This is a genomic window from Streptomyces coeruleofuscus (assembly GCF_039532725.1).
Taxonomy (GTDB): domain Bacteria; phylum Actinomycetota; class Actinomycetes; order Streptomycetales; family Streptomycetaceae; genus Streptomyces; species Streptomyces coeruleofuscus.
On record NZ_BAAASE010000003.1, the window covers coordinates 325,006 to 338,867 of the forward strand.

12 protein-coding genes are annotated in these 13,862 nt (G+C 69.0%); 9 read left to right on the plus strand and 3 right to left on the minus strand.

Annotation, left to right across the window (positions count from 1 at the left end):
* Positions 1-12 precede the first annotated feature (12 nt).
* The gene (locus ABFX81_RS12735) at positions 13-432 is read right to left on the minus strand and encodes an Ohr family peroxiredoxin (RefSeq protein WP_086854094.1); all 420 of its coding nucleotides are present in this window, start codon (positions 430-432) and stop codon (positions 13-15) included.
* A gap of 94 nt (positions 433-526) precedes the next feature.
* Positions 527-1,549, minus strand: coding sequence for a zinc-binding dehydrogenase (locus tag ABFX81_RS12740; protein WP_086854095.1), 1,023 nt, complete (start codon positions 1,547-1,549; stop codon positions 527-529).
* A gap of 115 nt (positions 1,550-1,664) precedes the next feature.
* Here ABFX81_RS12740 and ABFX81_RS12745 point away from each other — a divergent pair, with 115 nt between their 5' ends.
* On the plus strand, positions 1,665-2,111 hold the full coding sequence (locus tag ABFX81_RS12745; RefSeq protein WP_346138068.1) for a MarR family winged helix-turn-helix transcriptional regulator: 447 nt from the start codon (positions 1,665-1,667) through the stop codon (positions 2,109-2,111).
* 134 nt (positions 2,112-2,245) lie between these two features.
* On the opposite strand, the gene ABFX81_RS12750 is transcribed toward ABFX81_RS12745, so the two are convergent.
* Positions 2,246-3,040: an SCO2400 family protein gene (locus ABFX81_RS12750; RefSeq protein WP_346138069.1), complete on the minus strand. Its 795-nt coding sequence runs from the start codon at positions 3,038-3,040 to the stop codon at positions 2,246-2,248.
* A gap of 243 nt (positions 3,041-3,283) precedes the next feature.
* On the opposite strand from ABFX81_RS12750, the gene ABFX81_RS12755 reads away from it, so the two are divergent.
* The 8 genes from ABFX81_RS12755 to ABFX81_RS12790 all read left to right on the plus strand — a co-directional run bounded on the left by ABFX81_RS12755 (position 3,284) and on the right by ABFX81_RS12790 (position 13,786).
* Positions 3,284-4,447 (plus strand): enolase C-terminal domain-like protein, encoded by a 1,164-nt coding sequence (locus tag ABFX81_RS12755; RefSeq protein WP_086842933.1) that lies wholly within the window; start codon positions 3,284-3,286, stop codon positions 4,445-4,447.
* 61 nt (positions 4,448-4,508) lie between these two features.
* A complete protein-coding gene (locus ABFX81_RS12760; RefSeq protein ID WP_086842935.1) occupies positions 4,509-5,513 on the plus strand; it encodes an alcohol dehydrogenase catalytic domain-containing protein in 1,005 nt (334 codons plus the stop codon).
* Positions 5,514-5,624: 111 nt separating this feature from the next.
* Positions 5,625-6,593, plus strand: coding sequence for a glycosyltransferase family protein (locus tag ABFX81_RS12765; protein WP_086842937.1), 969 nt, complete (start codon positions 5,625-5,627; stop codon positions 6,591-6,593).
* A 142-nt stretch (positions 6,594-6,735) separates the two neighbouring features.
* On the plus strand, positions 6,736-7,845 hold the full coding sequence (chvE, locus tag ABFX81_RS12770) for a multiple monosaccharide ABC transporter substrate-binding protein (protein ID WP_428837166.1): 1,110 nt from the start codon (positions 6,736-6,738) through the stop codon (positions 7,843-7,845).
* A 35-nt stretch (positions 7,846-7,880) separates the two neighbouring features.
* The gene (gene mmsA / locus ABFX81_RS12775) at positions 7,881-9,431 is read left to right on the plus strand and encodes a multiple monosaccharide ABC transporter ATP-binding protein (protein WP_086842941.1); all 1,551 of its coding nucleotides are present in this window, start codon (positions 7,881-7,883) and stop codon (positions 9,429-9,431) included.
* Positions 9,428-10,672: a multiple monosaccharide ABC transporter permease gene (gene mmsB, locus ABFX81_RS12780; protein ID WP_086842943.1), complete on the plus strand. Its 1,245-nt coding sequence runs from the start codon at positions 9,428-9,430 to the stop codon at positions 10,670-10,672. The genes mmsA and mmsB overlap by 4 nt, the downstream gene beginning before the upstream one ends.
* Positions 10,673-10,746: 74 nt before the next feature.
* Positions 10,747-11,895 (plus strand): aldose epimerase family protein, encoded by a 1,149-nt coding sequence (locus tag ABFX81_RS12785; RefSeq protein ID WP_086842946.1) that lies wholly within the window; start codon positions 10,747-10,749, stop codon positions 11,893-11,895.
* A gap of 184 nt (positions 11,896-12,079) precedes the next feature.
* Positions 12,080-13,786 (plus strand): aminotransferase class I/II-fold pyridoxal phosphate-dependent enzyme, encoded by a 1,707-nt coding sequence (locus ABFX81_RS12790; protein WP_086842947.1) that lies wholly within the window; start codon positions 12,080-12,082, stop codon positions 13,784-13,786.
* Positions 13,787-13,862: the final 76 nt, after the last annotated feature.

The window sequence follows — 13,862 nt, forward strand, 5'->3', positions numbered from 1 at the left end:
CAACGACGGCGGTCAGGCCAGCGTCACGGTGATGTTCCCGCGGGTCGCCTTCGAGTAGGGACAGACGTCATGGGCCTTCTCGACGAGGGACCGCGCGGTCCCCCGGTCCACCTTGGGAATGTCGGCGGAAATGTCGACGATGATCCCGAACCCGTCCCCGTTCTTCCCGAGGCCGACCTTCGCGGTGACGGTCGACCCGGTGAGGTCGGCCCCCTCCTGACGTGCGACGACGCCGAGAGCGCCCTGGAAGCAGGCGCTGTAGCCGGCGGCGAACAGCTGCTCCGGGTTGGTCCCGGCGCCGCTGCCGCCCATCTCCTTCGGCGGGTTGACGACGACGTCGAGCTTGCCGTCATCGGTGGCGACCCGCCCGTCGCGCCCGCCCTCGGCGGTGGCGACGGCGGTGTACAGGACGTCGGACTGCTGGATGGGCATGCGGTTGTGTTCCTTCTGTCGTCCGCCGCGGCTCGCGCCCGGGCCGAGCGGATTCGGAAAAAACTTACCGCATGCCGGAAAGCAGCAGAAGGCGTCAGAGCTTGACGATCATCTTCCCGGTGTTGTCACCGCGCAGCACGCCCAGGAACGCCTCGAGGTTGTTCTCGATGCCCTCGACGACGGTCTCCCGGTACTTCAGCTCGCCGGAGGCGACCCAGGGGGCGACCTCGCGCACGAACTCCGGCTGGAGGTCGTAGTGGTCCCCGACCAGGAAGCCCTCGATACGGCCGCGGGTCTGGATCAGGCGGGCGAGGTTCCTCGGGCCCGGGGCGGGCTCGGTGTTGTTGTAGACGGAGATCATCCCGCAGACGGCGATCCGGCCGCCCTCGTTGAGGGACCCGATGGCCGCCTCCAGGTGGTCGCCACCGACATTGTCGAAGTAGACGTCGATCCCGTCGGGAGCCGCGGCCCGCAGCTGCCGGCCCACGGGGCCGTCCTTGTAGTTGAACGCGGCGTCGAAGCCGTACTCGTCGACGAGCAGCTTCACCTTCTCGGCCGACCCGGCGGACCCGATGACCCGCGAGGCGCCCTTCAGCTTGGCGATCTGCCCGACCTGGCCGCCCACGGCGCCGGCGGCACCGGACACGAAGACGGTGTCGCCCTCCTTGAAGGCGGCGGTGCGCAGCAGCCCCGCGTAGGCGGTGAGGCCGGTCATGCCCAGCACACCGAGGTACGTCGACAGCGGCGCGGCGTCCGGGTCCACCTTGACGGCGTTCTTCGCGGCCACGGCGGCGTACTCGCGCCACCCGAGGAAGTGCAGTACGTGGTCGCCCACGGCCAGCCCCTCGGCGTTGGAGGCCACGACCTCGCCGACGGCACCGCCCTGCATGACCTTGCCGAGCTCGAACGGGGCGACGTAGGACTTCGCGTCGCTCATCCGGCCGCGCATGTACGGGTCCACGGAGAGGTACTTGTTCCGCACGAGGACCTGCCCCTCACCCGGCTGCGGAAGCTCCGCCTCGACGAAGGCGAAGTCCTCGGGCTTCGGCCAGCCGACGGGACGGCTGGCCAGGTGCCACTCGCGGCTGACGGCGGGGAGGGTGGGGGTGTCGGTCATGATGGCGCCTTTCCACTGACTCGATGGGCTCGGCTCGATGCAAATGTTTCAGTACCTGAAACAACCATGCGCCTGAAAATTTCAGGTTGTCAAATAACCGGGTACCCTCGATTGCATGGCCTCCACCACATCCACCCCCCAGAACAGCCACCGTCCCGACCCGCTGACCCTTGAGGTCATGGAGCTCATCGGGGAGGTCGTGGCGCGGTTCCACCAGGACTACGAGGAGGCGGCGGCGGATCATGCGCTGACCGGGGCGCAGGCGCGGCTGCTGAGTCTGTTGTGCCTCGAGCCGCTGCCGATGCGGAGACTTGCCCAGCGGTTGAAGTGCGAGCCGTCGAACGTCACGGGGATCGTGGACCGGCTGGAGGCGCGGGGGCTGGTGGAGCGGCGGCCGGATCCCACGGACCGGAGGGTGAAGGTGGCGGCGGCGACGAGTGAGGGGCGGCGGGTGGCCCGGAGCCTGCGGGAGTCACTGCGGTTCGCCCGGGAGCCGCTGGCCGGGCTCTCCGAGGGGGAGAGGGTGGCGCTGCGGGACGCATTGCGGGGGATGTTGGGGTGAGGGCGGGGCGTTGTGGGGTGCTCGGCATGATCGCTGAGGCCGCGTGGGTCCGCAGCCCGGCGGAGCGGGGTGCCGCTTCGGTGTGACGGGTGCCGCCCCAAGCGGCACGACTGCCCGCAGCTGACCCGCACGTGCTACGTGCACCACCACAGGAAGCGGTTGCAGGTCTCCGAGGGGGACGGTTCGGGTCTGGGGGGTGCGGTCGTCGGGGCCGCGGTCCGGGTCGGGGCCGGGGCCGGCTGGGCGGCCGTGGGGGCCGAGGTCGGGCGGCTGGTGGGCGGGGCCGCCGAGGCCGGGTCGGGGTCCTTCGGTGTCTCGTCGTCCTTCGCGTCCTCGGACTTGTCGGCCTTCGGGGACTTGGAAGGCGACGGGGAGGCGGATGCCCCGGATGAAGGGGTCGCTGACGCTCCCTCAGCCCGGGCCGCCTCGCCCGGGCCGCCCGTCTCGCCCGCTTCCACCGACGCGTCGCCGTCGGCCGACTCGCCCCCGGCCGCCGCCGGCTTCGGTGTCGGCTTGGTCGAGTCCATGCCGAGCTCCGCGAGACTCAGCCCGCCGGCCGCCAGCACGAACCCCGCCGCGACGAACAGGGTCCGGCGCCGCCGACGGCGGTGCGCCGCGGCCTTGCGGTCCCGCCGGCTCGTCCCGCCACCCGGGCCATCGGCGACCGGCCCGTGCCCGCGCCCACGCCGTCGGGCAGCCCGCCCCGACGGCTCGCCGTCATCCTCGTGTTCACCGTCCGGTCCGTCCGGCCCGTCGTCTGGCCCGTCCGACCCGTCCGAGTCGTCGTGCACACCCTCCGGGCCCTCGGGAACCGCCTCGTACCCGCCGTACTCCGGCTCACGCCAGCGCAGCGCATCGGCTGAGGTGCCACACCCGGGGCAGGCGAGCGCGCCGTTGAGGTGCCGTCGGCACGGGTCGCAATAGTCCATGACGCGGGAAGATTAAGTTCCGCGCCGGTCACGTTCCTAGATCCAGCTGTGAAGGTTCTGTAGGGACACGCCGCCCCCCATGGTTTCGAAACTGTCGAAACCGTTATGCGCGCGACCCATTGACACTCGCACCGCCCCGTCTTTACTGTCACGCCAGCATTTCGAACGTGTGCCGAAATCTCGAACACGTCGAACTGAATGACTGACGGAACTGAGCCGACGAAGCTGCGAGGGACAACCGCCGTGCGCATCACCGGAATCAGCACACACGTGGTCGGGACGCCGTGGCGCAACCTGACGTACGTCCAGGTGCACACCGACGAGGGCATCACCGGAGTCGGCGAGACCCGGATGCTGGGACACACCGACGCCCTTCTCGGTTACCTGAAGGAGGCCGAGGCCAATCACATTCTCGGCTCCGACCCCTTCGCTGTCGAGGACCTCGTCAAGCGGATGAAGTACGGCGACTACGGCCGCGCGGGCGAGATCGTGATGTCCGGCATCGCCGTGATCGAGATGGCCTGCTGGGACATCAAGGGCAAGGCCCTCGGCGTCCCCGTCTGGCAGCTGCTGGGCGGCAAGGTCACCGACAAGGTCAAGGCGTACGCCAACGGCTGGTACACCACGGAACGCACCCCGGAGGCGTACCACAAGGCGGCCCAGGGGGTCATGGAGCGCGGTTACCGGGCGCTCAAGATCGACCCGTTCGGCACCGGCCACTTCGAGCTGGACCACAAGGACAGCCTGTACGCCGTCTCCCTGATCGAGGCGGTCCGGGACGCCATCGGTCCCGAGGCCGAGCTGATGCTGGAGATGCACGGCCGCTTCTCCCCCGCCACGGCCGTGCGCCTGGCCAAGGAGCTCGCGCCGTTCAAGCCGGCGTGGCTGGAGGAGCCGGTCCCGCCGGAGAACCTCAAGGCCCTGGAGAAGGTCGCCGCCAAGGTCGACATGCCGGTCGCCACCGGTGAGCGCATCCACGACCGGATCGAGTTCCGCGAGCTGTTCGAGAGCCAGGCCGTGGACATCATCCAGCCGGACGTCGGCCATATCGGTGGAATCTGGGAGACCCGGAAGCTCGCGGCGACGGCCGAGACCCACTACATGCTGGTGGCCCCGCACAACGTCGGCGGCCCGGTGCTGACCGCCGCCTCGCTCCAGGTCGGCTTCACCTCCCCGAACTTCAAGATCCTTGAGCACTTCAACGACTTCGCGGACGCGGAGATCAAGAAGGTCGTGAAGGGCGCGCCGCAGGTGAACCCGGAGGACGGCTGCTTCCACCTCTCCGACGCCCCGGGGCTCGGCGTGGAGCTGGACGTCGACGCCGCCGCCGAGTTCCCGCAGCAGCAGGCCCGCTTCGACCTGTGGGCGGACGGCTGGGAGCAGCGCAAGCCGAAGGGCGCCCAGTGACCGTCCGGCCCCCGGAAACCCGGAACCGGCAACCGAAAGCTTCGAAACTCCCAGGAGCGACGTGAGCACCGCCGTAGTGATCGACGCCCCGGGCGAGCACCGTCTCGTCCCGCACGAGCCCCGGCAGCCCGAGGCCGGCGAGGCACTCGTCCGCGTCCACGCCTCCGGCATCTGCGGCAGCGACCGCGAGGTCTACCAGGGCAACCGCCCCGAGGGCTACGTGCGCTACCCGCTCACCCCGGGCCACGAGTGGTCCGGGACGGTCGAGGCCGTCGGCGCCGGTGTCCCCGGGTCCCTCGTCGGCCGCAAGGTCGTCGGTGAGGGCTTCCGCAACTGCCAGGTCTGCGACCGCTGCCACGCGGGCGACACGACCCTGTGCACGGCCGGCTACGAGGAGACCGGGTTCACCCAGCCGGGTGCGATGGCGACCACGCTGACGCTCCCCGCCCGCCTCCTGCACGCCCTCCCGGACGACTGCGACCTCACGGCCGCGGCCCTCCTGGAGCCGGCCGCGTGCATCGCGGCGGCCGCGCTGAAGGGGAACGCGCAGCCCGGCGAGCGCGTCGCCGTGGTCGGCACCGGCACGCTCGGCATGTTCGCCGTGCAGTTCCTCGAGGCGAACTCGCCGGGCGAGCTGCTGGTCGTCGGCACCCGCCGGGACCGTGAGGCGCTGTCGCGACAGTACGGCGCGACGGACTTCCGCACGAAGGACCAGGAGCTCCCGGACGACTTCGACGTGGTGATCGAGACGGCCGGGTCCGCGGACGCCGCCCGGATCTCCGCCGCCCTGCTCCGACGCGGCGGCCGGCTGGTCCTGACCGGCATCCCGGCCCCGGGGGCCGACGGTCTCGACCCGACCGATCTCGTCGTACGGCAGCTGGAGGTGCACACCGTCTTCGGTGCTCCGCCGGACGCCTGGGCGCACACGGTGCGGGTGTTCGCCGCCGGTCTGCTCGACCCGCTGCCGCTGGTGACGCACGAGCTGCCGCTCGCCGAGTTCCCGCAGGCCATCGAGCTGGTGGGAGCCGGTGATCCGAAGGTGGGCAAGGTGTTGCTCCGCCCCTAGACGTACGCCGGTACGGGGGCAACCTGACGGCTCCCGTACCGGCGTACACCCAGCCTTGCCATACCCAGAGCCGCGAACCTCGTCCGAAATATCGAACCGAAGGACATTCCTGTGACCGACGCTTCCGCCACGGCAGCCCGCAGGCCCGGTGAGCAGGTGCTCACCACGCTGGGCCTGAACGCGCCCGCCCTCGACCCCGCCGACGCCTCACCGCACTCCTTCCCCGGCGGCGGCCGCTGGCGCACCGAGATCCCCTCGTGCGAGGGCCCCGAGGCGCTGGCGGTGGTCCTGAAGGAGGCCTCGCGGCTGGACGTCCCGATCCACCGGATCAGCCAGGGCAGCGGCGTGTGGATGCTGACCGACGCCGAGATCACCGAGATGGTCGAGTCGACGGCCGAACGCGACATCGAGCTCTGCCTGTTCACCGGCCCGCGCGGCACGTGGGACATCGGCGGCTCGACGCGCACCGACTCACGGGGGGCCGGACTGCGCGCCCGCGGCCACGACGCCGTCGCCGGTTGTGTCGAAGACGCCGTCCGCGCAACCGAGTTGGGCGTCAAGTGCCTGCTCGTCGCCGACGAGGGCGTGCTGTGGACGCTGCACCGGGCGAGAGCCGCCGGCATCATCCCGGCCGACACGACCCTCAAGGTGAGTGCGCTCATCGGGCCGGTCAACCCGGCGGCGTACGCCGTGTACGAGCGGCTCGGCGCCGACTCGGTCAACGTGCCGAGCGACCTGACGCTCGATCATCTCACCGAGATCCGCCGGGTGTCGGGCGCTCCGATGGACATGTACATCGAGGCCCCCGACGACCTCGGCGGCTACGTCCGGATGTACGAGGTCGCCGAGCTCATCCGGCGCGGCGCACCGCTCTACCTGAAGTTCGGCCTGTCCAAGGCGCCCGGGATCTATCCCTACGGGCACCACATGCGGGAGCTGACCCTGGCCACGGCCAAGGAACGCGTACGGCGCGGTCGGCTCGCCCTGGATCTTCTGGCCCGCCACGGAGCCGACGGCGACATGGCGCCGCTCGGGTCGCGGCTGCCGGGCGATCTGCAACGGTTCGAAATCTCGTCATAACGTTCCGGATACTCGCCTTCACAAAAGAAGACACAGCCGACCACAATCCGACACATCTCTTCTCGGTCTTTCCGGCCCGACCCTCCGGAGCGACTTCGCGCCTCCCAGACCGAGCCCTGCACACACATCAAGGATGATGATCATGCGTAACCGCAGAGCCGCCCTCGCCGCCATAGCCGGAGCCGCGTCCCTCGCCCTGACCCTGTCCGCCTGCGGGCAGAACAGCGAGGGCGGCAGCGAGGAGAGCGGGGACAGCGCCAAGGGCGGCACCATCGGCATCGCGATGCCGACCAAGTCCTCCGAGCGCTGGATCGCCGACGGCAACAACGTCAAGAAGGACCTGGAGTCCAAGGGCTACAAGACCCAGCTCGTCTACGGCGAGGACGACCCGGACCAGCAGGTCTCACAGGTCGAGAACCTGATCACGCAGGGTGTCAAGGCGCTGATCATCGCGGCCATCGACAACAAGTCGATGAACAACGTGCTCCAGCAGGCCAAGGACGCCAACATCCCGGTCATCTCCTACGACCGCCTGATCCTCGGCACGCAGAACGTCGACTACTACGCCTCCTTCGACAACGAGAAGGTCGGCGAGCTCCAGGGCACCTACATCGTCGAGAAGCTCGGCCTGAAGGACGGCTCCAAGAAGGGTCCCTTCAACATCGAGCTGTTCGCCGGCTCCAACGACGACAACAACACCCGCTACTTCTTCCAGGGCGCGATGAACGTCCTCCAGCCCTACATCGACAAGAAGCAGCTCGTCGTCCGCTCCGGCCAGACCAAGCTCAACCAGGTCACCACCCTGCGCTGGGACGGCGGCACCGCCCAGAAGCGCATGGACGACATCCTGACCTCGGCCTACAAGCGCGAGCGGGTCGACGCGGTCCTCTCCCCCTACGACGGCATCTCCATCGGCATCCTCTCGGCCCTGAAGTCGGACGACTACGGCTCCAAGAGCAAGCCGCTGCCGATCGTCACCGGCCAGGACGCCGAGCTCGCCTCGGTGAAGTCGATCATCGCCAATCAGCAGTCGATGACCGTCTACAAGGACACCCGTCAGCTCGCCAAGGTCGCCTCGAACATGGTCGACGCGCTGCTGAACGACAAGAAGCCCGAGGTCAACGACACCAAGACCTACGACAACGGCTCGAAGGTCGTCCCGGCCTACCTGCTGGAGCCGGTCGCCGTCGACAAGACCAACTACCAGAAGGAAGTCGTCGACTCCGGCTACATCAAGGCAAGCGACCTCTAAAAACCGCCGGCACACTCTGATTGGAAGGCACGACCATGGCGGGACCCGTCCTGGAAATGCGCTCGATCGTCAAGACCTTTCCCGGCGTCAAGGCGCTCTCGGACGTCACGCTGACCGTCCAGCAGGGCGAGGTCCACGCCATCTGCGGGGAGAACGGCGCCGGTAAGTCGACCTTGATGAAGGTCCTCTCCGGCGTCCACCCGCACGGCACCTACGAGGGGGACATCCTCTTCGAGGGCGAGGTCTGTGAGTTCAAGGACATCCGGGCGAGCGAGCAGCGCGGCATCGTCATCATCCACCAGGAACTGGCGCTGTCGCCGTACCTCTCCCTCGCGGAGAACATCTTCCTCGGCAACGAGCACGCCAAGGGCGGGTTCATCGACTGGAGGGAGACGCTGCGGCACGCCACCGAGCTGCTGCGGCGGGTCGGGCTCAGCGACCACCCCGACACCCGCGTCGCCGACATCGGCGTGGGCAAGCAGCAGCTCGTGGAGATCGCCAAGGCCCTGTCGAAGAAGGTGAAGCTGCTCATCCTGGATGAGCCGACCGCGGCCCTGAACGACGAGGACAGCGACAAACTCCTGGATCTCATCCTGGAGTTGAAGAAGCAGGGCATCACCTCGATCATCATCTCCCACAAGCTCAACGAGATCCGCAAGGTCGCCGACTCGGTGACGATCCTCCGCGACGGCCAGACCATCGAGACCCTCGATGTGAAGGCCCCGGAGACCACCGAGGACCGGATCATCAGCGGCATGGTCGGCCGCGACCTGGAGCACCGCTTCCCGGAGCGGTCGCCGCACCAGCCCGAGGAGGGCGTGGCGCCCGCCCTGGAGATCCGGGGCTGGACCGTGTTCCACCCGATCGACCAGCAGCGCAAGGTCGTCGACGACGTGTCCCTCCAGGTGCGGCGCGGCGAGATCGTCGGCATCGCGGGCCTGATGGGCGCCGGGCGCACCGAGCTCGCGATGAGCGTCTTCGGGCGGACGTACGGCCGGTACGCCGGCGGCTCGGTCCTCAAGGACGGCACGGAGATCCGTACGAAGTCCGTCCCCGAGGCGGTCAAGCACGGGATCGCGTACGTCACCGAGGACCGCAAGCACTACGGCCTCAACCTCATCGACACCATCAACCGGAACATCTCGCTGACCGCCCTGGGCAAGGTCGCCAAGCGCGGTGTGGTCGACGAGCACGAGGAGCGGCAGGTCGCCGAGGGCTTCCGCAAGTCCATGAACATCAAGGCGCCGACCGTCTTCGAACCGGTGGGCAAGCTGTCCGGCGGCAACCAGCAGAAGGTCGTCCTCAGCAAGTGGATCTTCTCGGGTCCGGACGTGCTGATCCTGGACGAGCCGACGCGCGGGATCGACGTCGGTGCCAAGTACGAGATCTACACGGTCATCGACCAGCTGGCCGCCCAGGGCAAGGCGGTCGTCTTCATCTCCTCCGAGCTGCCCGAACTGCTCGGAATGTGCGACCGCATCTACACGATGGCCGCGGGGCGGCTGACCGGTGAGTTCTCGCGGGCCGAGGCCTCACAGGAATCGCTGATGCGTCAGATGACGAAGGACAAAGAGGTAACCCGATGAGCACGGACGTGACCGCCAAGACGCCGGCCCCCGCGCCGCCCGGCAAGGGAGGGGCGGCCACCGGCGACGGACTCCTGCAACTGGTGCTGGACGGCATGCGCCGCAACATGCGGCAGTACGGCATGCTGATCGCGCTGGGTCTGATCGTGGTGCTGTTCGCCGTGTGGACCGACGGCGACCTGCTGCTGCCGCGCAACGTCTCCAACCTGGTCCTCCAGAACAGCTACATCCTGATCCTCGCGATCGGCATGATGCTGGTCATCATCGCGGGCCACATCGACCTGTCGGTCGGCTCGCTGACGGCGTTCGTCGGGTCGATGGCCGCCGTGTTCATGGTCAAACAGGACCTGCCGTGGCCGGTGGCCGTGGTGCTGTGCCTGGCGGTGGGCGCGGCCGCGGGTGCCGTCCAAGGGTTCTTCATCGCGTACGGCGGCATACCGTCGTTCATCGTGACCCTGGCGGGCATGCTGATCTTCCGCGGTCTGACCGAGATCTTCCTGGAGGGCCAGACCCTCGGCCCCTTCCCGGAGGGCCTCCAGAAGGCCGCCAACGGCTTCCTGCCCGAGGTCGGCCCGAACACCAACTACCACAACCTCACGCTGCTGCTGGGCTTCGCGATGATCGCTCTGGTGGTCTTCCAGGAGGTCCGTGACCGCAGGCGGCAGCAGGAGTTCAACCTGGACGTCCCGCCCGCCAAGCTGTTCCTGCTGAAGCTGGTCGCGATCTCCGCCGCCGTGCTGACGCTGACCATGCTGCTGGCCAGCTACAAGGGCGCCCCGATCGTGCTGCTCGTCCTGGGCGTGCTGCTCGTCGGCTTCGGCTACGTGATGCGCAACGCGATCGTCGGCCGCCACATCTACGCGATCGGCGGCAACCTCCCGGCGGCCAAGCTGTCGGGTGTGAAGGACAAGAAGGTCACCTTCCTGGTCTTCCTGAACATGGGCATGCTCGCGGCCCTGGCGGGTCTGGTCTTCGCCGCCCGCTTCAACGCGGCCTCTCCCAAGGCCGGCCTCAACTTCGAGCTGGAGGCCATCGCGGCCTCGTTCATCGGCGGCGCGTCGATGAGCGGCGGTGTCGGCACCGTCCTCGGCGCGATCATCGGTGGCCTGGTCCTGGGCGTGCTGAACAACGGTATGAACCTCGTCGGCATCGGCACCGACTGGCAGCAGGTCATCAAGGGCCTGGTGCTGCTGGCGGCGGTCGGGTTCGACGTGTGGAACAAGCGCAAGGTCGGTTCGTAAGTCGGACCGGGGCCCCGTCGGAAGGCGGGGCCCGGTTCTTTCCCACGCAGTTTCTCAATGAAGCGGAGCCGCACATGGAACTGAACAGACGCACGGTCATCGCGGGAGCGGCGGCTGCGGGATTAGGAGCCACCACGCTCGGCGGCACGGCACACGCCACGGGAGGAAGGAAGCCGGTGAAGACGCTCTTCGGCAAGCTCGCCGACGGCACCAAGATATACAGCTGGTCGCTGGAGAACGGCGGCACCCGCCTGAAGGTGCTCTCCTACGGCGGCATCGTCCAGTCGCTGGAGATCCCCGACCGCCGCGGCCGCTACGCCAACGTCTCCGCGGGCTTCGACAACATCGAGGACTACGTCGCCGAGAGCCCGTACTTCGGCGCGCTGATCGGCCGCTACGGCAACCGCATCGGCCAGGGCAAGTTCACCCTCGACGGCAAGGACTACCAGCTCTCCGTCAACGACGGCGAGCAGAGCCTGCACGGCGGCGCCAAGGGCTTCGACAAGCGCGTGTGGGACGTCGAGCCGTTCACCAAGGGCTCCGACGTCGGCCTGCACCTGTACTACACGAGCGTCGACGGCGAGATGGGCTACCCGGGCACGCTCAAGACGAAGGTGACGTACACGCTCACCAAGCACGGCGAGTGGCGCATCGACTACGCGGCCACCACGGACAAGGCCACCGTCGTCAACCTCACCAGCCACGTCTACTTCAACCTGGCCGGCGAGGGCAGCGGCACGATCGAGGACCACGAGCTCCAGATCGCGGCCTCCCGCTACACGCCCACCGACTCGGGACTGATCCCGACGGGCGAGCTGGCCAAGGTCGCGGGCACCCCCTTCGACTTCCGCAAGGCCAAGCCGATCGGCCGGGACATCCGCGTCTCCCACCCGCAGCTGGTGACCGCCAAGGGCTTCGACCACAACTGGGTCCTCGACAAGGGCATCACCTCCCGCCCCGAGCACGTCGCCACCCTGCGCGACCCGGCCTCCGGCCGCACGATGAAGATCGCCACGAACGAGCCGGGCCTGCAGTTCTACTCCGGCAACTTCCTCGACGGCACGCTGACCGGCCCGTCCGGCCGCACCTACCGGCAGGGCGACGCGCTCTGCCTGGAGACGCAGCACTTCCCGGACTCCCCGAACAAGCCGTCGTTCCCGTCGACCGTGCTGCGGCCCGGGCAGACGTACCGCACGACGACGGTCCACACGTTCGGCTGCTGACCGGCTGCCGACCGGTCGCCGACCGTCTTCACAGGTGGCGCACAATTTCCTGAGGGAAGCCTCAGTGGTTGAACAGCGCCACCGAAGCCTCCGTATGTAAGGGCGGCCCGCGCTCCCCCGCGCGGGCCGCCCTTAAACGTCGGGTCCGGCCGTCCCCAACGGGCCCGCCCTATACGGAGGTTCCATGGCCGACAACGTCACGTCGCTGTTCCGCAGCACCGCGGCGCACAGCCCGTCGATGGCGGCGTTGACACGTGAGGGCGGCGACGGCGCCGGGCCGGTGGACTTCTGTATCCCGTGCAACCCGTACTTCCCCACCCCGGCCATGTTCGACGACATGTCGGCCAGACTTCGCGACATCATCACGTACTACCCGAGCAGCGCCGACACCATCACGGCCGAACTGTGCAGCCTGCTCCAGCTGCCGCCGCAGTGCGTCGCCATGGGCAACGGCTCCACCGAGCTCATCACCTGGATCGACCACCTGCTCGTCCGCGAGTCCCTCGCCATCCCCGTCCCCACCTTCGGCCGCTGGACCGACCAGCCCATGGAGACCGGCAAGCGGGTCGACATGTTCCCGCTCCAGGAGTCCAGCGGATTCGCCCTCGACCTCGCGCAGTACGCCGAGTTCATCCGGGCCCGGGGCACGCGCGTCGCCGTCATCTGCAACCCCAACAACCCCGACGGCGGCTTCCTGCACAAGCACGCCATCGTCCAGTTCATGGACGCGATGGCCGACCTCGACCTGATCGTCATCGACGAGTCGTTCCTGGAGTTCGCGGACGCCGAGGCCGAACCGTCCGTCGTCCAGGAGGCGATGCTGCGGCCCAACGTCATCGTGCTGCGCAGCCTCGGCAAGAACTTCGGCCTGCACGGCATCCGCTTCGGCTACCTGGTCGCCAACCCGGCGCTCGCCGGGCGTGTGCGGTCGATGCTCCCGAAGTGGAACCTCAACTCCTTCGCCGAGCACGTCGTCTTCATGCTCAAGGAGCACGGCTCCGAGTACGCGCAGAGCCTCCAGCAGGTGCGGCGCGACCGCCTCGACATGGCCAGCCAGCTCTCCTCCCTGCCCGGGCTCACGGTCTACCCGTCGCAGGGCAACTTCCTCTTCGTGCGCCTCCCCGTGGGCGCCGAGGGCACCGTGGTCCGGGACCGCATGCTCACCGAGCACCGGATCCTGGTCCGCGAGTGCGGCAACAAGATCGGTTCGTCCAGCCGCTTCCTGCGTCTCGTCGTGCGCCCCCAGGTGGACGTGCGTCGCCTGGTGTCCGGCCTGGAACAGGTGCTCTACGGGACGTCCAGGAGGGGAGCCGCCGTACCCGAGCTGGGCAATGGGACCAGCTACAGCTCGGGTACGGCGGCAGTGGACCGTCTGGTGAGCGAGACGAACGGATCCGGCATGCGGGGCCTTGCCGCTCAGGCCGTCGGTGCGGGGGGCCCGGGGCCGTCGGCCCCGGGCACCGGTACCGGCATGCCGATGCCGGCGGCTGCGCAGATTGGGCAGGTCGGGCAGGTCGGTCACGTCGGACAGATGGGGCAGCAGCAGATGCCGCAGGCAGTGCCCCAGCCTGTCCCGCAGCCGGTGCCGCAGCCCATGGCCGTGCCGCAGCCGGTGCCCCAGCCCATGCCGCAGCCGACGCCGCCGCCCATGGCCGCGCCGCCGCTGGCGCCTGCGGCGCAGGCCCCGGTTCCTGCGCCGGCACCGGCGCCGGCTCCCATGCCCACGCCTGTGCCTGCCGCTACCGGGCCCACCCCGCCGGGGGTTCCGGCGCGGGGTGGGTTGACCGCCGCGCAGGTCAGGGGGACGAACGGGTTGTCGCCTGCGCCGGCCACGGGGTGGCCGGGGGCGCAGGCGTGGCCCAACGCGGCGGGGATGGGGCAGGCCGGGTAGTGCCTTCTCGCCGTAGGCGGATTCTGTAGGTGGGCGGGTGCGGGTTCGTTGTGGTTGATCGCGCAGTTCCCCGCGC

What these genes read in the sequence shown, in the direction of transcription:
- ABFX81_RS12735 (WP_086854094.1), bottom strand. Translation starts at nt 432, where the DNA reads ATGCCCATCCAGCAGTCCGACGTCCTGTACACCGCCGTCGCCACCGCC.
- ABFX81_RS12740 (WP_086854095.1), bottom strand. Translation starts at nt 1,549, where the DNA reads ATGACCGACACCCCCACCCTCCCCGCCGTCAGCCGCGAGTGGCACCTG.
- ABFX81_RS12745 (WP_346138068.1), top strand. Translation starts at nt 1,665, where the DNA reads ATGGCCTCCACCACATCCACCCCCCAGAACAGCCACCGTCCCGACCCG.
- ABFX81_RS12750 (WP_346138069.1), bottom strand. Translation starts at nt 3,040, where the DNA reads ATGGACTATTGCGACCCGTGCCGACGGCACCTCAACGGCGCGCTCGCC.
- chvE (WP_428837166.1), top strand. Translation starts at nt 6,736, where the DNA reads ATGCGTAACCGCAGAGCCGCCCTCGCCGCCATAGCCGGAGCCGCGTCC.
- mmsA (WP_086842941.1), top strand. Translation starts at nt 7,881, where the DNA reads ATGGCGGGACCCGTCCTGGAAATGCGCTCGATCGTCAAGACCTTTCCC.
- mmsB (WP_086842943.1), top strand. Translation starts at nt 9,428, where the DNA reads ATGAGCACGGACGTGACCGCCAAGACGCCGGCCCCCGCGCCGCCCGGC.
- ABFX81_RS12785 (WP_086842946.1), top strand. Translation starts at nt 10,747, where the DNA reads ATGGAACTGAACAGACGCACGGTCATCGCGGGAGCGGCGGCTGCGGGA.
- ABFX81_RS12790 (WP_086842947.1), top strand. Translation starts at nt 12,080, where the DNA reads ATGGCCGACAACGTCACGTCGCTGTTCCGCAGCACCGCGGCGCACAGC.